This window comes from Neoaquamicrobium microcysteis, assembly GCF_008180155.1.
In the GTDB taxonomy this organism is placed as follows: Bacteria; Pseudomonadota; Alphaproteobacteria; order Rhizobiales; family Rhizobiaceae; genus Aerobium; species Aerobium microcysteis.
In genome coordinates this window covers 25,464-46,962 of the sequence record NZ_VSZS01000067.1, presented here as the reverse complement: position 1 = coordinate 46,962, position 21,499 = coordinate 25,464, and the positions used below count along the sequence as shown (strand labels likewise).

The 21,499-nt window shown below is 64.4% G+C and carries 19 protein-coding genes; 15 read left to right on the top strand and 4 right to left on the bottom strand.

The window, feature by feature from the left end; translation table 11 throughout:
- Positions 1–388: 388 nt before the first annotated feature.
- From FY036_RS19010 to FY036_RS18980, 7 genes are all read left to right on the top strand, one after another.
- Positions 389–2,257 (top strand): TRAP transporter large permease, encoded by a 1,869-nt coding sequence (locus FY036_RS19010; RefSeq protein WP_148916350.1) that lies wholly within the window; start codon positions 389–391, stop codon positions 2,255–2,257.
- Between the two features lie 35 nt (positions 2,258–2,292).
- On the top strand, positions 2,293–3,306 hold the full coding sequence (locus tag FY036_RS19005) for a TRAP transporter substrate-binding protein (RefSeq protein WP_148916349.1): 1,014 nt from the start codon (positions 2,293–2,295) through the stop codon (positions 3,304–3,306).
- Positions 3,307–3,384: 78 nt separating this feature from the next.
- Complete coding sequence (locus FY036_RS19000; protein WP_148916348.1) at positions 3,385–4,188, top strand: SDR family NAD(P)-dependent oxidoreductase; 804 nt, start codon at positions 3,385–3,387, stop codon at positions 4,186–4,188.
- A gap of 2 nt (positions 4,189–4,190) precedes the next feature.
- The gene (locus FY036_RS18995; RefSeq protein ID WP_148916347.1) at positions 4,191–5,048 is read left to right on the top strand and encodes an IclR family transcriptional regulator; all 858 of its coding nucleotides are present in this window, start codon (positions 4,191–4,193) and stop codon (positions 5,046–5,048) included.
- Positions 5,045–6,652 (top strand): acyl-CoA synthetase, encoded by a 1,608-nt coding sequence (locus FY036_RS24165; RefSeq protein ID WP_148916346.1) that lies wholly within the window; start codon positions 5,045–5,047, stop codon positions 6,650–6,652. Before FY036_RS18995 ends, FY036_RS24165 begins: the two co-directional genes overlap by 4 nt.
- Entirely contained in the window at positions 6,649–7,392 is a 744-nt protein-coding gene (locus tag FY036_RS18985; protein WP_235897718.1) for an SDR family NAD(P)-dependent oxidoreductase, read from the top strand. Before FY036_RS24165 ends, FY036_RS18985 begins: the two co-directional genes overlap by 4 nt.
- A 1-nt stretch (position 7,393) precedes the next feature.
- Entirely contained in the window at positions 7,394–8,248 is an 855-nt protein-coding gene (locus FY036_RS18980; RefSeq protein WP_148916344.1) for a PCC domain-containing protein, read from the top strand.
- Positions 8,249–8,295: 47 nt separating this feature from the next.
- On the opposite strand, the gene FY036_RS18975 is transcribed toward FY036_RS18980, so the two are convergent.
- Both FY036_RS18975 and FY036_RS18970 read right to left on the bottom strand, forming a co-directional pair.
- Complete coding sequence (locus tag FY036_RS18975) at positions 8,296–9,327, bottom strand: TRAP transporter substrate-binding protein (protein WP_148916343.1); 1,032 nt, start codon at positions 9,325–9,327, stop codon at positions 8,296–8,298.
- Positions 9,328–9,436: 109 nt separating this feature from the next.
- A complete protein-coding gene (locus FY036_RS18970; RefSeq protein ID WP_148916342.1) occupies positions 9,437–10,180 on the bottom strand; it encodes a GntR family transcriptional regulator in 744 nt (247 codons plus the stop codon).
- Between the two features lie 150 nt (positions 10,181–10,330).
- Between FY036_RS18970 and FY036_RS18965 the strand changes: the two genes are divergently transcribed.
- The 7 genes from FY036_RS18965 to FY036_RS18935 all read left to right on the top strand — a co-directional run bounded on the left by FY036_RS18965 (position 10,331) and on the right by FY036_RS18935 (position 18,752).
- Positions 10,331–11,479 (top strand): 5-methyltetrahydropteroyltriglutamate--homocysteine S-methyltransferase, encoded by a 1,149-nt coding sequence (locus tag FY036_RS18965; RefSeq protein WP_148916341.1) that lies wholly within the window; start codon positions 10,331–10,333, stop codon positions 11,477–11,479.
- Between the two features lie 397 nt (positions 11,480–11,876).
- A complete protein-coding gene (locus FY036_RS18960) occupies positions 11,877–13,256 on the top strand; it encodes an FAD-binding oxidoreductase (RefSeq protein WP_235897717.1) in 1,380 nt (459 codons plus the stop codon).
- A 13-nt stretch (positions 13,257–13,269) separates the two neighbouring features.
- On the top strand, positions 13,270–13,467 hold the full coding sequence (locus tag FY036_RS18955; RefSeq protein ID WP_148916340.1) for a hypothetical protein: 198 nt from the start codon (positions 13,270–13,272) through the stop codon (positions 13,465–13,467).
- Positions 13,468–13,639: 172 nt separating this feature from the next.
- Complete coding sequence (gene leuA / locus FY036_RS18950) at positions 13,640–15,304, top strand: 2-isopropylmalate synthase (protein WP_201744822.1); 1,665 nt, start codon at positions 13,640–13,642, stop codon at positions 15,302–15,304.
- A 163-nt stretch (positions 15,305–15,467) separates the two neighbouring features.
- Complete coding sequence (locus FY036_RS18945; RefSeq protein WP_148916338.1) at positions 15,468–17,183, top strand: tetratricopeptide repeat protein; 1,716 nt, start codon at positions 15,468–15,470, stop codon at positions 17,181–17,183.
- A 122-nt stretch (positions 17,184–17,305) separates the two neighbouring features.
- A complete protein-coding gene (locus FY036_RS18940; RefSeq protein ID WP_148916337.1) occupies positions 17,306–18,067 on the top strand; it encodes an alpha/beta fold hydrolase in 762 nt (253 codons plus the stop codon).
- Between the two features lie 88 nt (positions 18,068–18,155).
- Positions 18,156–18,752, top strand: a complete 597-nt coding sequence (locus FY036_RS18935; protein ID WP_148916336.1) for a hypothetical protein — start codon at positions 18,156–18,158, stop codon at positions 18,750–18,752.
- Positions 18,753–18,768: 16 nt separating this feature from the next.
- Here the strand turns inward: FY036_RS18935 and FY036_RS18930 are convergent, their stop codons facing one another.
- Positions 18,769–19,671 carry a metallophosphoesterase family protein gene (locus tag FY036_RS18930; protein ID WP_148916335.1) on the bottom strand — a complete coding sequence of 301 codons (903 nt, stop codon included), beginning with the start codon at positions 19,669–19,671 and terminating at the stop codon, positions 18,769–18,771.
- Between the two features lie 110 nt (positions 19,672–19,781).
- Here FY036_RS18930 and FY036_RS18925 point away from each other — a divergent pair, with 110 nt between their 5' ends.
- Positions 19,782–20,279: an NUDIX domain-containing protein gene (locus FY036_RS18925; protein WP_148916334.1), complete on the top strand. Its 498-nt coding sequence runs from the start codon at positions 19,782–19,784 to the stop codon at positions 20,277–20,279.
- 3 nt (positions 20,280–20,282) lie between these two features.
- On the opposite strand, the gene FY036_RS18920 is transcribed toward FY036_RS18925, so the two are convergent.
- Positions 20,283–21,269 carry a glutathione S-transferase family protein gene (locus tag FY036_RS18920; RefSeq protein ID WP_148916333.1) on the bottom strand — a complete coding sequence of 329 codons (987 nt, stop codon included), beginning with the start codon at positions 21,267–21,269 and terminating at the stop codon, positions 20,283–20,285.
- Positions 21,270–21,499 lie beyond the last annotated feature (230 nt).

Sequence of the window (21,499 nt, the reverse complement as noted above, 5' to 3'; positions counted from 1 at the left end):
CTCGATAAGAAATGCTTGCCCATGCGGCAATTGAAGCAGGCGGACCTCTGCGAAGTGTAGATCAGCGATGCACTCGAAAGTTGTATAAGATTGCACTAAAAGATTGCATCCACAGGTGAGCAAGTTGAGCCGAGCGAGGTGTCACGGAGTGTGATCCATATTGTGGATCATAAGAGGCAATCACTTATTGCGCTGCTATCGATTCTGTGTAACCAAAGGCTGGAAACTATGTATCGATGGTCCATATTGTGGATCACTTGATCGGTGCAATGGAAAAGACAGGCGAACCGGCGGGAGGGCCGGCCCTTCGACGGGTCGGAAGCCGGTGTTTCGCCTGCCATGGCATCCGGCGGCCCCGCCCGGATGGCCTACGGGAGGAGACATAGCGATGGCGTCTGCCAACGAGGAAGCGCTGACTATCGAAACGCAGGCGGAGGTCGTCGGTGCGCGGCCGGGCTCGGCGCTGATGCGGCCGGTGGAAGTCGTTGCGGCCGCGCTGCTGCTTGTGATCGTCAGCCTGCTGCTGACAGGCGTGGTGGCGCGCTACGTGCTGCACACACCCATCGTCTGGGTGGACGAGGCAGCCTCGATTTCCTTCCTCTGGCTGGCCATGCTCGGCGCCGCCATTGCCGTCGACCGCAACGAGCATCTGCGGCTGACAGTCTTCCTGTCGCTGTTTCCGGAGCGCTTGCGCGGCTTTGTCGACACGCTGGCGCTAGTGATCGCCATCACCGTTCTTGCCGCGTTGATCCTGCCGGCCGTCGAATATGTGCGCGAGGAATCCTATGTCACCTCCGCCGCGCTCAAAATCCCGGTCAGCTATCGCGTTTCGGCCATCGTGCTTGGTCTCGCACTCATGTTGCTGGTCGCGATCAAGCATCTGCTGGCGAGTTCCAGCATGGCAGACATCGCCAAATCGGTTGCGGTCGTAGCCGCGCTCGGCGTGGTCGGATGGCTGCTTTCGCCTGTCTTTCTCGGCCTTGGCCACAGCAACATCCTCATTTTCCTCGTCGGCGTGGCGGCGTTCTGCCTCGTGCTCGGCGTGCCCATCGCGTTCTGCTTCGGCATGGGCACCATCGCCTTCCTCACCTTCTCCACCCACGTTCCGATGATCGTGATGATCGGCCGCATGGACGAGGGCATGTCGAGCCTCATCCTGCTGTCCGTGCCGATCTTCGTGCTGCTCGGCTGCATTCTCGACGCCACCGGCATGGGCAAGGCCATCGTCGAATTCATGGCGTCGCTGCTGGGGCATGTGAAGGCCGGCATGTCCTACGTTCTGCTCGGCTCGCTGTTCCTCGTTTCGGGCATTTCGGGCTCCAAGGTCTCCGACATGGCGACCGTCGCGCCGGCGCTGTTTCCCGAGATGAAGCGGCGCGGCCACAAGCCCAAGGAGATGATCGCGCTGCTGGCGACTGGCGCCGCCATGGCTGACACGGTGCCGCCCTCCATCGTGCTTATCGTCTTGGGGTCGGTGGCGGGCGTCTCCATCGCGGCGCTGTTCACATCCGGCTTCGTCATCGCCATGGTGCTGCTGCTCGCGCTGGCGGTACTGGCCCGCTGGAAGGCGCGCGGCGAAAGCATGGAAGGCGTGCAGCGCGCCTCGTTCAAGGTCATCCGCACAGCATTGCTGATCGCCGCTCCAGCGCTTCTCCTGCCCTTCATCATCCGAGGCGCCGTGGGTGGCGGCATAGCCACTGCCACCGAGGTTTCCACCATCGCCGTGCTCTACGCCTTCATCATCGGCATCGTGCTCTATGGCGGCATCCGGCCTGCCAAGATGTACAGCATGCTGGTCGAGACGGCCGCCCTGTCGGGCGCGATCCTGCTGATCCTCGGAACGGCGTCGGCCATGGCATGGGCGCTGACCCAGACCGGTTTCGCGCATCAGCTTGCAGGCTACATGCGTGATCTGCCGGGCGGCTGGTTCACCTACATGCTGGTCACCATCGTCGTCTTCATCGTGCTGGGCTGCGTGCTCGAAGGCCTGCCGGCAATCGTGCTGATGGCGCCGCTGATGTTCCCCATCGCCAAGCAGATGGGCATCCACGATGTGCACTACGCGATGGTTGTGGTCACCGCGATGAACATCGGCCTGATGGCCCCGCCCATCGGCATCGGCTTCTACATCGCCTGCAAGATCGGGCAGGTCTCGCCCGACGAGGCCATGGGAGCGATCTGGCCGTATCTCGGCGCGCTCGTCGTAGGCCTGCTCATCATCGCAGCCGTGCCGGCCCTGTCGATCGCCTATCTCTGACAGTCAACACACATGCAACCAAGGAGGAAACCTGCATGAAACTGAACCGCAGAACACTGATGCTCGGGGCGGCGGCCGTGCCGCTGGTCAGCACGATCCGATACGCCGGCGCACAGGCGGCCGAGTTCAACTACAAATACGCCAACAACCTGCCGCTGACGCACCCGATGAACGTGCGCGCGCAGGAGGCGATGGACAAGATCCGCGAGGAGACGGGCGGGCGCGTCGCGATCCAGATCTTCCCGAACAACCAGCTCGGCGCAGACACCGACATGCTCAGCCAGGTGCGGTCGGGCGGCGTCGAGTTCTTCACGCTGTCGCCGCTGATCCTGTCCACGCTCGTCGCCAACGCCTCGATCAGTGGCATTGGCTTCGCCTTCCCGAGCTACGACGAAGTGTGGCCCGCAATGGATGGCGAACTGGGCGCCTATGTGCGCGGCGAGATCGAGAAGTCGAACCTCGTCGTCATGGAGAAGATCTGGGACAACGGCTTCCGCCAGATCACCTCGTCGGTCGGCCCGATCGCCACGGCGGACGATCTCAAGGGCTTCAAGATCCGCGTGCCGGTAAGCCCGCTGTGGACCTCAATGTTCGCCGCGTTCGAATCCGCACCCGCCAGCATCAACTTCGCCGAGGTCTATTCGGCGCTGCAGACCGGTATCGTCGATGGCCAGGAAAATCCGCTCGCCATTATCTCGACGGCCAAGCTGTTCGAGGTGCAGAAGTACCTCTCGCTCACCAACCACATGTGGGACGGCTTCTGGTTCCTCGCCAACAAGCGCGCATGGGAGCGCATGCCCGAGGACGTGCGCGAGATCGTGGCGCGCAACATCGACGAGGCGGCGCTGAACGAGCGCGCCGACGTGGCCGAGCTGAACGCAGGCCTGCGCGGTGAACTGGAATCGAACGGCATGGCCATCAACGAGGCGGATGCCGCGTCCTTCCGCGAGAAGCTAACTGATGCGGGCTTCTACGCGGAGTGGAAGTCCACCTATGGCGAAGACGCCTGGGCGATCCTCGAAAAGGCAGTCGGCGCCGATCTCGGCTGACCGGAACCTGCGTCGGCCTGAAGGCGCAAACCCGCTTTCAGGCCGATGGCAGCGTCATCGCACTATTTGGAGCATGGATTGAAAGGTCGTCTTCAGGGAAAATCCGCCATCGTGTTCGGCGCTGGTTCGTCCGGTCCCGGTTGGGGCAACGGCAAGGCTGCAGCCGTCGCGTTCGCGCGCGAGGGTGCGCGGGTGGCCTGCGTGGACCTCGTAGCGGAGGCGGCTGAGGAAACGGCGGCGATCATCCGCGACGAAGGTTTCGAGGCGATCGCCATCGCCGCCGACGTGACGGATCTCGCTTCCATTGAGGCTGCCGCTACGAAGACGGCTGAGGCTTTCGGCGGCATCGGCATCCTGCACAACAATGTCGGCGTCACCCATATGGGCGGGCCGGTGGAACTGGACGAAAAGAAATTTCAGGCCGCGCTCGACCTCAATATCGGCCCGGTCTACCGCACGGCGAAGGCGGTGCTGCCGCACATGCTGAAGGCGGGCGGCGGGGCCATCGTCAACATCTCGTCGCTGGCTGCCATCCGCTATGTCGGCTACCCCTATTTCGCCTATTACGCCACCAAGGCGGCGGTGAACCAGGCGACGGTGGCGCTGGCCATGCAGTACGCGCGACAGGGCATCCGCGCCAACTGCATCATGCCCGGCCTCATCGACACGCCGCTGATCTACAAGCAGATTTCCGGCCAGTACGGCTCGGTGGACGAGATGGTTGCCGCGCGCAACGCCATGGTGCCGCTGGGCAAGATGGGCACGGCGTGGGACGTGGCGGCCGCTGCCGTGTTCCTCGCATCCGACGATGCGCGCTTCATCACCGGCGTCTGTTTGCCTGTCGATGGCGGGCAGAGCTGCGCGGTCGCGGAGTTCGCCTGACCATGTCATCCCTACGCGCGACTGACAGGGACGCCACCGGCTCGCAAAGCGTGGATCGCGCGCTTGGCCTGCTCTCGATGGTCGGCCGGCACGCCGACCGGGGCGTGTCGCTGTCCGATCTCGTCGAGGAAAGCGGGCTCAACAAGCCTACCTGCCGGCGGCTGCTTCTGGCACTGATGCGCGCAGGCATGGTCGATCAGGACCCGGAGAGCCGACGCTACTATCTGGGCGAGGAGGCCTATGTGATCGGCAGCCTCGCCTCGCGGCGGTTCGGGCTGCTTCAGATAACGATGGAGAGCCTGCTGCGGCTGTCCAAGAAGACCGAGGATTCCAGCTTTCTCTCGGTGCGGCGCGACATGTGGTCGGTCTGCCTCTACCGCGAGGAAGGCACCTATCCCGTGCGCACCCATGCCTTGCAGGCGGGTTTCGAACACCCGCTGGGGGTAGGCGCCGGCTCTCTTGCCATGCTAGCAGCGCTGCCAGACGACGAGGTGGATGCCGCGCTTGCCGCCAATGCCGAGGTGCTTCTAGAAAAGTATCCGATGCTCCCGGCCGAGCGAATCCGGCAGGATGTCGAGACCACGCGACGCAAGGGCTACGCGCTCAATCCGGGGCTGATCTTTGCAAATTCGTGGGGCGTCGGCGTGGTGCTGAAAACGCCGGAGAACCGTATCGCAGGCGCGCTCAGCATCGCGGCCATCGACAGCCGCATGCAAGAGGCGCGACAGGGCGAGCTGGCCGGCTACCTGCTGCAGGAAGCGCGCCTCGTCGAGGGCAAGCTGGCGCAGATGTTCGCATCGAGACATTCCGCGCGCGACAATGGTGCCGCGCGGCCCGCTGAAAGGAGACTGTCGAAATGAGCGCAGCAGGCGGCGTCGCACCCAGTACGACGCGGGTAATGAACCTGTCGCATTTCCTCACGCAGGCCGCGCGGCGCGATCCCGACGGCATCGGCTTCGTCTGGGGCGAGAAGACGTGGAGCTGGGCGCGCATGGAGGCGCGCGTCAACGCCATGGCGCATGCGCTGGCGACCGAGTTCGGCGTGTCGAAGGGCGACCGTATCCTCGTGCAGTCGGCCAACTGCAACCAGATGTTCGAATCCATGTTTGCCTGCTTCCGCGTCGGCGCGGTGTGGGTGCCGACCAATTTCCGCCAAACGCCCGACGAGGTCGCCTGGCTGGCCCAGGCCAGCGGTGCGCGCGGCATGATCTGCTCGGCCGCGTTCCCCGAACACGCGAGGACATGCAAGGAGGCTTCGCCCGCACTCGACTTCGTCATCGCCATCGGCGAAGCGCCCTTCGGCGAGGGCTACGACGAAATCGTCGCGCGCCATGAGGGCAGGGCGGTAAAGACTGCGGCGGTCGATCGCGACGATCCCTGCTGGTTCTTCTTCACCTCGGGCACGACCGGGCGGCCGAAGGCCGCCGTGCTCACCCACGGCCAGATGGGCTTCGTCGTGACCAACCATCTTTGCGACCTCATGCCGGGCACCGGTCCGGGTGACGCATCCATCGTTGTGGCGCCCCTGTCGCACGGTGCCGGCGTCCACCAGCTGGTGCAGGTTGCGCATGGCGTCAAGACGATCCTGTCGGCGTCCGACAAGTTCGAAGCCGGCGCGATCTGGTCGCTGATCGAGCGCTGGCGTGTCACGAACCTCTTCACCGTGCCGACAATTCTCAAGATGCTGGTGGAGGACCCGGCCGTCGCCCGCGTCGATCATTCCTCCCTGCGCTATGTGATCTATGCCGGCGCGCCGATGTACCGTGCCGATCAGAAGCGCGCGCTAGAGGCGCTGGGGACGGTGCTGGTGCAGTATTTCGGGCTGGGCGAGGTGACGGGCAACATAACCGTCCTGCCGCCGGCGCTGCATTCGCTGGAAGACGGGCCGCATACCCGTATCGGCACCTGCGGCTTCGAGCGCACCGGCATGCAGGTCGAAATCCAGGACGATAAGGGCGAGGAGGTCGCGGCCGGCGAGACCGGCGAGATTTGCGTCGTCGGCCCTGCCGTTTTTGCCGGCTACTACGACAACCCTGAAGCCAACGCGAAGGCCTTCCGAAACGGCTGGTTCCGCACCGGCGACCTTGGGCACATGGACGAGAACGGTTTCGTCTACATCACCGGCCGCGCGTCCGACATGTACATATCGGGCGGCTCGAACATCTATCCGCGCGAGATCGAGGAGAAGATCCTGCTGCATCCCGGTATCAGCGAGGTGGCCGTGCTTGGCGTCCCAGATCCTGTCTGGGGCGAAGTGGGTGTTGCCGTGTGCGTGCCGCGTGACGGGTTCTTACCCGCCGACATCGACCTGCGACCATGGCTGGAAGAACGCATCGCCCGATACAAGATGCCGAAGCGGTTCGTGTTCTGGAGCGAGATGCCCAAATCCGCCTATGGCAAGATAGCCAAGAAGCTGATCCGCGAGGAACTGGCCAAACGGGGCGAACTGGAGCCGGCGGCTTGAGCGGCGCCGTCATCATCACCGGCGGCGCGTCCGGCATCGGGCTCGAAACCGCCCGCGTTCTCCAAGAGCGTGGCTGGACCCCGCATCTGTTCGACCTCAAACGGGAAGCGCTGGATGAGGCTTGCGACGCCCTTGGCATCGCGCGGACGCGGGGCCATGCGCTGAGCGTCACCGACGAGGGTGCGGTCGAAGCCGCGGTGGCCGTCGTCGCGGGCGAGGAGACGCTTGCCGGCGTTGTCAACTGCGCCGGCATCGGCATGGACTGCCCGGCCGTCGAGACGAGCGTGGAAGATTTTCGCCGCATCGTCGATGTCAATCTCACCGGTACCTTCATCGTCGCGCGCGCTGCCGCACGGCTGTGGCTGCGCGACGGGAAGGAAGGCGGCATCGTCAACATCACCTCCGTTTCCGGACTTACGGGCAACAAGGGCCGCGCCGCATACGGCGCGTCGAAGGGCGGGCAGAACCTGCTGACGCTGGTTCTCGCCAACGAACTGGGGCCGAGCGGAATCCGTGTGAATGCCATCGCGCCTGGGCCGATCGATACGCCGCTGGCACGCTCGGTACACACCGACGACGTACGCCGCCAGTGGCGCGCGCGCGTGCCGCAGCGCCGCTACGGCGAGCCGCGCGAGATCGCGACCGCCGTCGCCTTCCTGCTGTCGCCGGATGCGAGCTACGTCAACGGCCAGGTGCTGGCCGTGGATGGTGGCTTCATTCACGCCGGGCTCGCAAACTAGCATGCGGTCGCTGCGCCACCCGGGGCCGGTTTCACCTGAACGGGAGAAAGTCGCAGCCTGCCGCGCGCATCCGCTGACCTTGCAACTCGAGGCCGGGCAAAGCGTCAACGCCGCAGTCACTGGCGCGCTGGCCGAGGCCGGTTTCGCGTCCGGCTATGTGCATCTGGAAGACGTGCGCGTTGCGCCGATGCGCTACGTGATCCCAGCGCCGGCCCCCGACGCCGCCCACGTGGCGTGGTATAGCGACACGCGCGCGCCCGACGGTGTGGTGACGATCGTGCAGGCTGGCGTGATTGCCGGCGAGCGCGACGGCGAGCCGTTCATCCACTGCCACGGCATATGGCGGCAGGCCGACGGGACCGAGCGGGCCGGGCACCTCCTGCCGCACGAGGCTTTCTTGGCGCAGCATGTCGAGGTGCAGAGCTGGGGGCTCGATGGCGCGGCCTATATCGCCCGCGACGATGCCGAGACCAACTTCAAACTGTTCGCAGCCGAGGCCACCGCGCCAGGCAAAACCGGCGGCGGCGCACAACGCGCGCTGGCCTGCACGGTGAAGCCCAACGGCGACATTTCGTCCGCCATTGAAACCGTCTGCAGGGAGCATGGCTTTGCTGCTGCAACGGTGCACGGAGTCGGCAGTCTCGTCGGTGTCGATTTCACGGATGGCCGCCACGTGCCGTCCTACGCCACCGAGGTCTTCTTCACGAATGGGACGGTTACCAGTGTCGATGGTGAACCGCGCTGCACACTGGATGTCGCCCTCGTCGGGCTGGACGGCGCTATCCATCAAGGCAGGCTTCAGCGCGGCAGCAATCCCGTTTGCGTGACCTTCGAGCTGCTTATCGTCGAAACATAAAAAAAGCGGCCGGCAATGCCGGCCGCTTTTCCTCGATTTTGCCGTTGTCAGAGCCCCGGCGTGTGCTTGTTGATGAGCTCCTGCGCTTCCGCCACGAGGGCGGCAGCGTCGAGGCCCTTGCCGCTCATCTCCGCGATCCAGGCGTCGATCAGCGGCGTGGCGGTGTCCTTCCAGCGCTGCGTCTCGGCCTCGTCGAGCGTGATGATGTTGTTGTTCAGGTCTTCAGCGATCTTGAGGCCGCCCTTGTCGCCCTCGTCCATCACGCGGCCGAACTGCGCAGCCGTCTCGATGCCGGAATTGGCATCGATGATCGCCTTGAGGTCGTCGGGCAGGCGGTCGTAAGAGGCCTGGTTCATCGCGAACACGAAGGTCTGCGTGTAGAGACCGTGCGCACCCGAGAAGCCGGTGTGGTTCTTGACCAGTTCCGAGACACGCAGCGACGGCGTCACTTCCCACGGTATCGTGGTGGCATCGATGACGCCCTTCGATAGGCCTTCCGAAACAGCCGGCACCGGCATCCCGACCGGCGTGGCGCCGAGGGCCTCGAGCATCTGGTTGATGACGCGCGAGCCGCCGCGGATTTTCAGGCCCCTCATGTCTTCAAGCGTGTTGACCGGGTTCTTGGAGTGGATGAGGCCGGGGCCGTGGGCGTGCCAGGCGATGACCTTCATGCCCGAGAACTCGTCGGCGCAGTGCTTTTCGCAATATTCGTGGAACGCCTTGGAGGTGGCCTCGCCGGTCGTCATGAAGAACGGCAGCTCGAAGGTTTCCGTCGTCGGGTAGCGGCCGGGCGTATAGCCGATGACCGTCCAGATCAGATCGACGACGCCGTCGGTGACCTGGTCGACGAGCTGCGGCGGCGTGCCGCCCAGCGACATGGCATCGAACTGGTCGATCTGGATGCGTCCGCCAGAGTCGGCCATCACCTTCTCGCGCCACGGGGTCAAAGCCTTGGCGGGGATGGTGGCCTGCGGCGGCAGCATCTGGTGAAGGCGCAGGGTCACTTCCTGCGCGTAGGACATGGCCGTCATCGCGCCAAGCGCAACGGCGGTGAGAAGCATGGTCTTGATCTTGTGCATTTCGGTATCCTCCCAAGCAAGTGACGATTGTTATACGATAGAACGTTTGTCGGGGAAAGCCCGACCTTCGTTGGTGGCTGCAACGGCCTGCGCGGCCGGCGGCCCGCCTTCATCCGGTGACGAGCATAAGCCCCGGCACGCGTTCGATCAGTGTGCGGTCCTTCATGACGAAGTCGAGGTTGAGCCGGGCGAGACGCGCATGCTCGCGCGTCACCGATTCAGCGCGAGATCCTTCGCGCATCTCGATCGCCAGCGCAATCGCGCGATGCTGCGCCTGCCCGACCCCCAGCGATGCGCGAAACGCAGGCACGTCGGTCTGCGCCTTAAGAAAAGCGCTGGGGCCGGCAAACGGCAGGTTCATCACCCGCTCGATCTCGCGCTGGACGATGCGGCTGCCAGAAAGCGTGCCGAGCATTTCGTGAAATTCGGCGTTCAGGGCGATGTAGTCGTCAAGGTCCATCGTCTCCGGCGGCACCTCGACCACCTCGTCCAGCCTCGCCACCAGCGCCTTGAAGGCGGTGAGGCGCGCCGACGTCACACCGCGTTCGGCAGCCAGCCGCGCGGCCGTGCCTTCCAACACCCCGCGCAGCTCGATCGCGTCGATCACATCGGCTTCCGTGAACAGGCGCACCGAATAGCCGCCCGAGGGAATCGCTTCCAGAATACCTTCCTGCTCAAGCCGGGCGAGGGCGGCGCGCACGGGCGTGCGAGACAGGCCGAGCTTCTCGCTGACACTCACCTCCGACAGTCGCTCGCCGGGCGGTATCGAGCCGGAAAACACCAGGTCGCGCACCCCCAGCACCGCCTTGAGCGTCTGTGAGGAGCCCTTTTCGTGGCGGGCCTCCTGAGCCATGGTCGCGTCCTTTCGTCGGGGACGGCGTGGTCTCCGCCGCACGTCGTACCGCAAATACATTCAGTACACAAAGCACTGTCAAGAGGATGGCGCCGGCGCACCTGGCGTGTTAGCGGGCGGCCACACGACGCCTAAGCGAGAGGAAACGCCATGACCGCTGCAACCGAACCGAAGGCAGGCATAGCCCGGCCGCCTTACCGCGCCGACCATGTGGGTAGCCTGCTGCGGCCGCAATCGGTGAAGGATGCGCGCAAGCGTTTCTACGAGGACAAAGCGATCGACGCTGAGGAACTTGCCGCCGTCGAGGACGAGGCGATCCGTGCTGTGGTGAAGGCACAGGAGAATGCCGGCCTGCCGGTCGTCACCGATGGTGAAATCCGCCGCTCGTTCTGGCACTACGATTTCATGGGCGAACTCTCCGGCTTCGACCTGGAGGAGCGCGACGAGGGCGTGCAGTTCCACGGCGTCAAGCTGCGCCCCATCTACCCGACCATCAAGGAAAAGCTCGACTTCCCGTCGGACCATCCGATGCTGGAGCACTACCGCTTCGTCGCCTCGGCGACGAACGTGATGCCCAAGATCTCGATCCCCGGGCCGAGCTGCTGCCATTTCCGCGTCGCCAAGGCCGACATCCATCCGAAGGAATATCGCGACGACGTCGAGGTGCTATTTGCCGATCTGGCGACGACCTACGCCAAGGCGGTGAAGGCGTTCTACGACGCCGGTTGCCGCTATCTCCAGATGGACGACATTTTCTTCGCCTATCTCTGCGATCCCAAGCACCGCGCAGCCAAGCAGGCTGAAGGCGACGATCCGGACTGGCTGATCGACCGCTATGCCTGGATGATGCACGAGGCCATCAAGGATCGCCCGTCCGACATGGTCATTGGCATGCACATGTGCCGGGGCAATTTCGCCTCCACCCACGCCGCCGAGGGTGCGTACGACCCCGCCGCCGATGCGATCTTCAACAAGACCGGCGTGGATGTCTTCTTCATGGAGTACGACACCGAGCGCGCTGGCGGACTGGAGCCCCTGCGGCTTCTGGCCAAGGGCAAGCAGCGCGTAATGCCGGGCTTCATCACCACCAAGACGGGCGATCTTGAAGACCTCGACGACCTGAAGCGCAAGTTCGACGAGGCATCGAAGTTCGCCGACATCGACCAACTCGGTATCGCCCCGCAATGCGGCTTCGCCTCCACCGAGGAAGGCAACAAGGTCACCGAGGATGACCAGAAGCGGAAACTCGACCTCGTCGTTCGCACTGCCGAAGCTGTCTGGGGTGGGGTGGACAAGTAGACGCCGCCGGCGTCCGGGCCGGTCGATCGCAGCGCCATCGTGCGCTTGCGATCGATCGACGTAGCGGTGATGCCGGACGCAGGAATCAATTGCGCTCGAAATTGGCCGGGAGTATTCTTCGGCAGTCGAGCGATTGCGGGATATCTCCGCATTTCTGGTCGTCCGCGACGATCGACGCAGTAAATCTCAGGTAGGGGCGGCAGAGCTTCTTTCACCGGCGCCGGGCGTCGGAGGAGGGATGTGCCATGTGCGTCGGACCGGCTTTCATCAACCATCCGACTTGTCTGACCCGCGCGTCCACGCCGTATGCTCCACACGGGGTGCGGCAGGCGCCGCGGGCGCGACGAAGCGTGTCTGCCGCGACTGGTGGCCGGGAGGCAATCCACAGGAGGAAACTATGCAGGATGCGCTTGCAGAAACCTTTGCCTCGACGATGCGTGGACCCGTGATCGGTCGAAGGCACCCAGACTACGACGAAGTGCGAAGCCTATACAACGGCATGATCGACAAGCACCCGCGCCTGATCGCCCGGTGCGCCGACGTGGCCGATGTCGTCGCCGCGGTGAAGTTCGCCCGAGAGAACGGCCTGCGCGTGGCCATCCGCGGTGGTGGCCACAACGGGCCGGGTCTGGGCAGTGTCGAGGACGGGCTGGTCATCGACATGGGCATGATGAAGGGCGTACGCGTCGATCCCGACAAACGTACCGTTCGCGTCGGCCCGGGCTGTACGCAGGGCGACGTCGATCACGCGACGCATGTCTATGGGCTCGCCGTGCCGGCGGGCATCGTTTCGACGACGGGCATCGCCGGGCTGACACTGGGAGGCGGAACCGGCTACCTCACCCGCAAGTGGGGCCTGACGATCGACAACCTGCTCGAGGCGGATGTCGTGTTGGCGGACGGCCGCATGGTCATCGCCAACTCCAAGGAAAATACGGACCTTTACTGGGGTTTGCGTGGCGGCGGCGGCAATTTCGGTATCGTAACAAGCTTCCTTTTCCAGGCGCACCCCGTCAGCATGGTCTATGGCGGGCCGATCTTCTGGGACCTCGACGACGCCGTCCAGGTCATGCGGGCCTATCGCGACTTTCTTCCGTCGGCGCCGGAAGAGCTCGGCTCGTTCGTCGGCCTGAAGACCGTTCCCCCGGTCGATCCGTTTCCAGCCGAACATCAGGGCAAGCGGGTCTGCGCGGTCATCTCCTGCTATAACGGTCCCGAGGACGAGGCCAGGAGGGTGATGGGCGGGCTGCTCGGGAAATTGCCCCAGCCGCTCTTCAACTGGATGGGCATGATGCCGTTCCCGGCATTGCAATCGATGTTCGACCCGCTGATGCCAAAGGGCCTGCAATGGTACTGGCGCGGCGATTTCGTCAGGGAACTGACCGACGAGGCGATCGACGTGCACATCGAGCATGCGAAGAAACTGCCGAGCACGCTCTCGCTCATGCATCTCTATCCCATCGACGGCGCGGTAAGGCGTGCCGGCAGAAACGATACCGCCTGGAACACGCGCGACGCGACGTGGTCGATGGTCATCGCCGGCATCGATGCCAACCCGCAGAAGGCCGGCGAGATCACGCGATGGACCAAGGGCTACTGGAACGCCATCCATCCCTATTCGGACGGAGGCGGCTACGTGAACTTCATGATGGATGACGAGGACAGCGATCGTCTCAAGGCGACCTATGGCGACAATTTCGAACGCCTCGTTTCGCTGAAGGGTAAATACGATCCCACCAACTTCTTCAACGTGAACCAGAACATCCGTCCGCACTGAGGCGGCGTCTCGCATGACCGGCTCCAAGCGATCCGGTCATGCGCCGGCCTCCCGGCTTGCCACCCGCCCACTCTTCGGCTATCACCCGCCCATGACCAAGCGCAGCGCCTCCTTTTCCGTCCGTCCGTCCGCCTTCGCGGGCGAGACCGTGCGCGCGCTTTTCTCCACGCTTCTTCTTCTCGGCCTTAGCGGCGATCGCCGGGCTCGCTGAAGGAGCGCCCGGCGGTCGACGTGCCGCCGCCGGCGCACCTGCTCCTTGCCAGAACCAGAGCCAGAAAATCATGGAAGCGCGCCTCGCGCCGTGGCATTGACGCCCGGCCGGCGCCGGAGAGACGACGATGAACGAACAGTCCCGCATTGCAGCGAACGCCAAGCCCAGGGGCATGGCCGACGCGGCCGAAAAGTATCAGCCCTATCCGCAGATCGACCTCAAGGATCGCACCTGGCCGGGCAAGCGCATCGAGAAGGCGCCCATCTGGTGCTCCGTCGATTTGCGCGACGGCAACCAAGCGCTCATCGATCCGATGGGGCACGACCGCAAGGCGCGCATGTTCCAGTTGCTGCTCGATATGGGTTTCAGGGAGATCGAGATCGGTTTTCCCTCCGCCTCGCAGACCGATTTCGACTTCGCCCGCTGGTGCATCGAGGAAGGCAACGTGCCCGACGATGTCGACCTGCAGGTGCTCGTCCAGTGCCGGCCGGAACTGATTACGCGCACTTTCGAGGCGCTGGAGGGCGCGAAGACGCCGATCGTCCACTTCTACAACTCCACCAGCGAGCTGCAGCGCCGCGTCGTCTTCGCCAAGGACGTGGCCGGTATCAAGCAGATCGCGACCGACGCGGCCAAGATGATAACCGACATGGCGGCGAAGGCCGGCGGCGGCTTCCGCTTCGAGTATTCGCCGGAAAGCTTCACCGGTACCGAGTTGGAGGTGGCGCTCGAGATCTGCAATGCGGTGACCGAGATCGTGCAGCCGACGCCCGAGAACAGGTTGATTCTCAACCTGCCGGCAACGGTGGAGATGTCGACCCCCAACATCCATGCCGACCAGATCGAGTGGATGCACCGCAATCTCGACCGGCGCGATTCGATCATCCTGTCGCTGCACCCCCACAACGACCGTGGCACCGGCATCGCTGCGACCGAGCTGGGCCTGATGGCGGGCGCCGACCGCGTGGAAGGCACCCTGTTCGGCAATGGCGAGCGCACCGGCAACGTCGATCTCGTGACGCTGGCGCTCAACATGTACACGCAGGGCGTCGATCCGGAGCTCGACTGCACCGACATCAACCGCATGAAGGACGTATTCGAATATTCGAACCAGATGAAGGTGCCCGAGCGCCATCCGTATGTCGGCGAACTGGTCTACACCGCGTTCTCCGGCTCGCATCAGGATGCGATCAACAAGGGCATGAAGGCGATAAAGACCGCCAACAAGCCGCTCTGGGAAGTGCCGTATCTCCCGATCGACCCACAGGATGTGGGCCGCAGCTACGAGGCGATCATCCGAATCAACTCGCAATCGGGCAAGGGCGGCATCGCCTATGTGCTCCAGGCCGACTACGGGCTCAACCTGCCGCGCAGCCTGCAGGTGGAGTTCAGCCAGGACATCCAGCAGATCACCGACACGGAAGGCAAGGAAGTGCCTGCGAAGCGCATCTACGAGCGCTTCCTTGAGGTCTATGTCGATCAGCCCGGCGCGCGGCTCAAATTCGTCGATCACAACACCTACCCGGACACAGCGAAAAAGGGCCAACGCGTGGTGGAGGCGGTGATTCTCGACGGCGGCAAGGAAGTGACGATCTCGGGAACGGGCACCGGCCCGATCGACGGTTTCGTCGATGCTCTGTCGCGGCATTTGGGCATCGCGCTCTCCGTGCTCGACTATTCCGAGCATTCCATGCAGCGCGGCTCCAACGCAGCGGCCATCTCCTACATGGAGGTGGAGCATCCGGGCGGGCGAATCTTCGGCGCGGGAATCAACACCAACATCGTCGCCGCATCGCTCGAAGCCGTCGTCTCGGCGGCCAACCGCATCTCACGCTGAGGTCGCCGGCGCGGTTCTCAAAATATTTTCCGTCGGCGCGACAACGGGTTGTGCCGACGGATGCCGTTATCAACCGTTCGGCGGTTTGTGCGGCGCCCCATCGCAGGTATTATATGGGCTCCTTACCTTTGCTCCCGGGAAGGGTCGATACTTGCGGCGTTCCATGCCCCCCGCCGATCAGGTTCGTGAAGCGCTTGACCGAATTGTCGCAAGCGAAGTCTTTGCGCGCTCTGAACGCGCGCGCGACCTCCTGCGCTACATCGTCTGCCAGGACTTGTCGGGTCACGCCGACCGGCTTAAGGGCTTTTCCATCGGCATCGACGTGTTCGGCAAGGATGAGCGCTTCGATCCCGCCACCGATACCGTGGTGCGGGTGCAGGCGGGCCGGCTGCGAGACCTTCTGGAGCATTATTATGCCGGGGAGGGGGCCGGCGATGCGCTGCGCATCGCCATTCCGCGCGGCAGCTACGTGCCCGAATACCACACGATGGATACGGATCCCGCGGCCCATGGGTCAATGGTGGACGATCCGGCTGCTGCCGCGCACATCGGCGAAACCGCGGGCAAACCGGCGGCCAGCATGAGGCCGGCGCGGCCATTGGGCATGATCGCTGCTGGGCTCGTGCTGGCTGTCCTGTTGAGCAGCGCGATGTTCTATCGCTCGCTTTCGCCTTCCTCGCCGGCTCTTGGGGAGAGCATTCAGGCTGGCTCGACGACGCCTTTCGCTGCGCTGGAGGCGACAGGCTCAGTTTCGCAGGTGATGCTGCCGTCGGTGTTCATCAGGATCGAGGAAGGAAACGCCGAGGTCGAGCGGGTTGCTGCAGCGCTGCGCCGTGGCCTCGTAGCGTTCGACACCGTCAATTTCATCGCGCGCGCCAGTGGTGGTCAGATGGACGGGCCACGCCGCCGCACCGACTTCCTCTTCGTGGTCGAGCAGGCGGGTGGAGAGGTGCATCTGGAATTGCAGAACATGGCTTCGGGCAAGGTTCTGCTTGCGCGCAACCTCGCCACCGAGGGCAGTGACCAGGCGGAACTGGACGACGACATCGCCGATCTCCTGACCTCGGTCGCGCCGGTTTCCGGCGTCATCTATGCCGATCTGGCGGAAAGCGGCGCCGAGACGGTGCTGATCCGCTGCCTCGCGCTCAATGAGATGTTCTATCGCAACCAGAACGCGGCGGCGCATCGGGCGGCCTATGAATGCCTTGAGGAACTGGCTGAAACCGAGATGAAGTCGCCGCTCGTCTATGCGGAGCTCGCCTCGCTGCACATTCAGGCCATCGTCAACCGCTACCGCTATCCGGCGCAGCCGTCGGCGCGCGAAGCACTCGAATATGCGCGGGTGGCGGTGCAGATGGCTCCCAACAGCCCTTACGCGCACCGCTCCATGGGTTATGTGCTGTCGCGCACCGCAAGCCCGGCAGAATCCCTGCGCTGGACGCGTAAGGCGTACGAACTGAACCTTTTCGATCTCGGCATGGCGGCAGCCTATGGCTATGCGCGCATCTTCGCCGGCGACTACGACCAGGGCACGCCCATTCTGCAACGCGCGGTGGCCGCGGCCAGCTCGCATCCGACCTGGTGGGACTACGGGCTCTTCCTCGGCCATTTCATGCGAGGAGACCTGGATGCGGCGTCCAACGCGGTCAGTGCTCTGGGTTCCAGCAGTCGCGCTCATTACATCGCAGCCCGACTGGTGACGGCGCATGAATTGGGGCAGACGGAGGAAGCCACGCGACTGCTCGCCGACCTGCAGAACGGCCGGTCTTTGCTGGCCGCCGACCCCGAAACATTCTTTCGCAACGGCAACTACCCCGAAGATTTGTCCGCGAGGTTCGTTGCCGCTCTGCGCAGCGCCGGGCTCATGGGCGCGAGCTGAGTGCTGCCCGGCAGCGCTTGATCCAAATCTTCTGACCGTGCCGGGTCCCACCCCGCAGCTTTACCCCACGCCGCGTTCGTGAAAACGTCCGCCTTCGTTGAATGCGATTCTGGAGGTGAGCGATGTCGCTTTTCGTGCGGGAGGTCGGCGATGATGGGCCGATCGTCGTGCTGCTGCACGGCTTCGGCGGCAGCCATGCCGTCTGGGCACCGATCCAGAATACGCTTGCGACGCAAGCGAGGACGCTTGCCTATGACCTACCCGGCCACGCCGGTTCTTTAGGCTATCCCGATGCCGGTTCCGCCAAGGTGGCCGCTCAGGCCATTCTGGGCGAACTGGCCTCGCGCGGGATCGAGAAGGCGCATGTCGCCGGCCATTCGATGGGCGGCGCGGTAGCCGCTCTGATGGCGATCCTCGACCCGGCCCGTGTGGCGTCCCTGACGCTGCTGTCGCCGGGCGGGTTCGGGCCGGAGATCAACCATCGGCTGCTCACGCGATACGCCGCGGCGCGCGATGAGGCGTCGCTTCGTCCCTGTCTGGAAGCGATGTTCGGCTGGATGTCGCCGGTACCGGAAGAGACTGTCGCACACGCATTGACCGCGCGCGCAGGCGAGGGGCGTTCGGAAAAGCTGATGTCCATGGCGCAGGGGCTCGCGCGCGACGGCAAGCAGGGGCAACTCCCGCGCGAGCGGCTGGAGGCATTGGCCATGCCCGTCACCGTCGCCTGGGGCGAGCTCGACAACGTTCTGCCCTCCAGACAGGCACGCGCTCTGCCGTGGCGCTTCGGCGTCCACCTGTTCGCTGACCTCGGCCACATGCTGCCCGACGAAGCGCCCGACGAGATGGCGGCTCTCATCGCCCGTACCGCCGGCCTCGGCGGCTGACGCGATAACCGGTGTGCAAGCGCCGGCGCGCCGTGATTTCGCCCGCCGTCTGTGTTAACCAAGGCTTAACCAAGCATTGGAGGCGGGCATGAGTGAGCCAGTCGAAAACCGCAATGAGCCGCCAAAGGCGGTTGGACGCCTTGCCGAGGCGATCCGCGAGGTGAAGAACGCGGTCGCCGACCGCGACGACGTGGTCGTGGACATCCGCGAAGCGCAGCGAACGCGGCTGGAACTGCTGGCCGAGGATCTCCAGCCGGTGTTTGACGAAGTTCCCGAAGATGACGACCGCTTCGACTTCGCCATCTCTGCGGGCGCACAGCCGCGACTATGGATCGATTCCGTCGCCCATGTGACCATGGGGCGCGACCGTCGTACCTACCGCTTCCTGCGCGACACGCGGATGGGACGCGTGGTTCTGGCCGAATCGGCCGACATGAAGCCAGTCGCCAGTCAGGTCACGCGCTACATTGCCGAGCGCGTGCTGGAACGCCGCCGCATTCTGGAAGGCGATGTAGAGACCGTCGACCCGCGCACGGCCAACATGCCGGAAAGGGCCGACGAAACGACCGGCAAGGGCAAATCCTTCATGCGCGGTGTGGGCGTCGTGCTTCTGGGCGGCCTCGTCGGCGCAGTCATCATCCTTCTCCTGTCATGGGACAGGATCACGGCGGGGCTGAGATTCTGAACCGGTGCGCCGGCACTCAGCCCGCCAGCTTTTCCTCGCCTATCGTGTGAACTTCGCCGTTCGTGTCCGAGAGGCCGCGCCGCGTCAGCGCGATGCGCCACGCATTCTGCTCGCCGCCGATCTCGATCAGGTTGTACTGGCCGGGAGGGCGTCTGCCGCCGGGGCCTTGTCCGGCCGCCGCTACGCCGACGACCGGTATGTCGCTGTCGCGCCCGCCGATCCAGTGCGTCGTCGGCTTGTGTGTGTGGCCGTGCAGAATGAGTTCGGCGCCGTGGGCGCGCATCACGTCTTGAAACCGGCCAATGCCCAGCAGGCGCTTGTGTGCCGGATCGGCGCCACGCACCGGCGGATGGTGGATGATGATGACGCGGCACAGCCCGTTGCTGCGCGCCTCGTCCAGCATGTGGCCCAGCCTTTCGGCCTGGCTTTCGCCGAAGAAGCCGCTGGCCATGAAGGGCGCGGTAGCGCGTGCCGACGACACGCCGATCAGCGCCATCGGCCCGCGTACCCGCATATAGGGGAAAGATCCGCGTCTGGCAGGCTCCTTCATGCCGTCGCCATGCATCCAGCGCGCCCACGCGGCGCATGCCTTGTCGAGCGCGCGCGGCACATAGGCGTCGTGGTTGCCCGGTACAACCGATACATCGTTCGGCTTGCCCAGCGTTTCCAGCCACAGCGTGGACAGTGCCACCTCGCCGTCGAGCGCGAGGTTCATCAGGTCGCCCGAAACTGCGATATGATCGACCTTCGACGCATGGATGTCATCGACGATGGCGTCGATGATGCCCTCATGCAGGTTGGTGCGCCGGTTTCGCCGCCAGTTGATGTATCCCGTTATCCGCTTCGAAACGAGATCGCGGTAAGCGAGGTCGGGCAGCGGGCCAAGATGGATGTCGGAGAGATGGGCGAGCCTGAACATCCCTCACCTTTAGAGCATGTTGGCAAAGGGTGGGAACCGCCGAAGGCCACATTTCATGCCGGTTACGGCGTGATGTCGCGGCTGAAGCACGCTGGAAGGGCCATTTACCCATGAGCGACGACGAACCGACTTTCATGCGGGAACGCCTGTGGGCGCGCGTGCGCGGGCGGCTGTTCCACACGTGGTTCCTACTGCGCAGGCCGATGACGCTGGGCGTGCGGGGCGTCGTGTACGACGAGGCCGCGAATACGGTCTTCCTCATTCGCCACACTTACGTTCCGGGCTGGCAGTTTCCCGGCGGAGGCGTGGAAACGGGCGAAACGGCGCTCGAGGCGTTACAGCGCGAACTGGCGGAGGAAGGCAATATCGAGCTCCCCTCTGCGCCGCCTCTGCGCTCGATCCACTTCAACCGGCGTTCGAGCCGCCGCGACCACGTCGCCGTCTATCTCATCACCGACTATCGCCAGTCCGCTCCGAAGCAGCCGGACATGGAGATCGCGGAGGCCGGCTTCTTCCCGCTCGACGCGCTGCCGGAGCATACCAGCCCCGCCACCCGGCGGCGGATAGCCGAGATTTTCGGCGGCGACGAGCCCGCCGCGGAGTGGTGAGGCCTAGGCCGCCTTCCTAAACCGGTTGCGGTCGTGCGGGGCGAGGAAGTCGAGCTCCGGGCCCTTGGGCACGATGCGTGTCGGATTCACCGTCTCGTGGCTGGCGTAGTAGTGCGCCTTGATGTGCAGGATGTCGACCGTCTCGGCCACGCCCGGTATCTGATAGAGATCGCGCAGGTAGTTCGACAGGTTCGGATAGTCGTCGATCTGGCGCAAATTGCACTTGAAGTGGCCGAAATAGACCGCGTCGAAGCGCACCAGCGTCGTGAACAGGCGCCAGTCGGCCTCGGTCATCCGGTCGCCAACGAGGTAGCGCTGGCGGCCCAGCCGCTCCTCCATCTCGTCCAGCCCGTCGAAGAGATCGTCGAACGCCTCCTCATAGGCTTCCTGCGTGGTGGCGAAGCCGGCGCGGTAGACGCCGTTGTTGATCGCCGGATAGACGCGTTCGTTGACCGCGTCGATTTGCCCCCGCAGCGACAGCGGCGAGAGATCAAGCGATGCGTCGCCCCACTCGTCGAAGGCCGAGTTCAGCATGCGGATGATCTCCGCCGACTCGTTGGATACGATGGTCTGCTCTTTCTTGTCCCACAGGACGGGCACGGTCACGCGGCCGGAATAGGAGGGGTCGGCCTTCGTATAGATTTGGTGCAGGAATTCGCTGCCGTACAGAGTGTCGCCGGTGGCCCCGTCTTCCTTGACGAAGGTCCAGCCGTTCTTGCCCATGAAGTGGTGGACGACATCGACGGAGATCACATCCTCCAGCTTCTTGAGCTTGCGGAAGATGAGCGTGCGGTGCGCCCACGGGCAGGCATAGGAAACGAAGAGATGGTAGCGACCGGGCTCGGCCTTGAAGCCGCGCTCGCGGCCTTCGGCCGGCTTGCCGTCCTTGGTGATCCAGTCGCGGAATTGCGATTCCGAACGCTTGAACTTGCCGTCCTTGCCGGTGTCGTACCACTCGTTCTTCCAGATGCCGTCGACCAGAAGGCCCATCGTTCAACTCCGTCGCTGTTTCCATCTATTTAGGTGCATGGCCATGAGGGGGAAACGTGCGCGGCGCTGAACAGTTCGTCACCGCATGCGCCAATCTTCGATTGCGGCGCGCGGAATTTGATGATAGCGGGATTTTGGTCCGCGATATGCGGGCGGAGGAAACTTCCGTGACGACTATCCGTTTCGAGCGACGACGAATGGGCTGAAGCGCCGCAAGGCGCCTGCGGCAA

What these genes read in the sequence shown, in the direction of transcription:
- FY036_RS19010 (WP_148916350.1), top strand. Translation starts at nt 389, where the DNA reads ATGGCGTCTGCCAACGAGGAAGCGCTGACTATCGAAACGCAGGCGGAG.
- FY036_RS19005 (WP_148916349.1), top strand. Translation starts at nt 2,293, where the DNA reads ATGAAACTGAACCGCAGAACACTGATGCTCGGGGCGGCGGCCGTGCCG.
- FY036_RS18995 (WP_148916347.1), top strand. Translation starts at nt 4,191, where the DNA reads ATGTCATCCCTACGCGCGACTGACAGGGACGCCACCGGCTCGCAAAGC.
- FY036_RS24165 (WP_148916346.1), top strand. Translation starts at nt 5,045, where the DNA reads ATGAGCGCAGCAGGCGGCGTCGCACCCAGTACGACGCGGGTAATGAAC.
- FY036_RS18980 (WP_148916344.1), top strand. Translation starts at nt 7,394, where the DNA reads ATGCGGTCGCTGCGCCACCCGGGGCCGGTTTCACCTGAACGGGAGAAA.
- FY036_RS18975 (WP_148916343.1), bottom strand. Translation starts at nt 9,327, where the DNA reads ATGCACAAGATCAAGACCATGCTTCTCACCGCCGTTGCGCTTGGCGCG.
- FY036_RS18970 (WP_148916342.1), bottom strand. Translation starts at nt 10,180, where the DNA reads ATGGCTCAGGAGGCCCGCCACGAAAAGGGCTCCTCACAGACGCTCAAG.
- FY036_RS18965 (WP_148916341.1), top strand. Translation starts at nt 10,331, where the DNA reads ATGACCGCTGCAACCGAACCGAAGGCAGGCATAGCCCGGCCGCCTTAC.
- FY036_RS18960 (WP_235897717.1), top strand. Translation starts at nt 11,877, where the DNA reads ATGCAGGATGCGCTTGCAGAAACCTTTGCCTCGACGATGCGTGGACCC.
- FY036_RS18955 (WP_148916340.1), top strand. Translation starts at nt 13,270, where the DNA reads ATGACCGGCTCCAAGCGATCCGGTCATGCGCCGGCCTCCCGGCTTGCC.
- leuA (WP_201744822.1), top strand. Translation starts at nt 13,640, where the DNA reads ATGGCCGACGCGGCCGAAAAGTATCAGCCCTATCCGCAGATCGACCTC.
- FY036_RS18945 (WP_148916338.1), top strand. Translation starts at nt 15,468, where the DNA reads ATGCCCCCCGCCGATCAGGTTCGTGAAGCGCTTGACCGAATTGTCGCA.
- FY036_RS18940 (WP_148916337.1), top strand. Translation starts at nt 17,306, where the DNA reads ATGTCGCTTTTCGTGCGGGAGGTCGGCGATGATGGGCCGATCGTCGTG.
- FY036_RS18935 (WP_148916336.1), top strand. Translation starts at nt 18,156, where the DNA reads ATGAGTGAGCCAGTCGAAAACCGCAATGAGCCGCCAAAGGCGGTTGGA.
- FY036_RS18930 (WP_148916335.1), bottom strand. Translation starts at nt 19,671, where the DNA reads ATGTTCAGGCTCGCCCATCTCTCCGACATCCATCTTGGCCCGCTGCCC.
- FY036_RS18925 (WP_148916334.1), top strand. Translation starts at nt 19,782, where the DNA reads ATGAGCGACGACGAACCGACTTTCATGCGGGAACGCCTGTGGGCGCGC.
- FY036_RS18920 (WP_148916333.1), bottom strand. Translation starts at nt 21,269, where the DNA reads ATGGGCCTTCTGGTCGACGGCATCTGGAAGAACGAGTGGTACGACACC.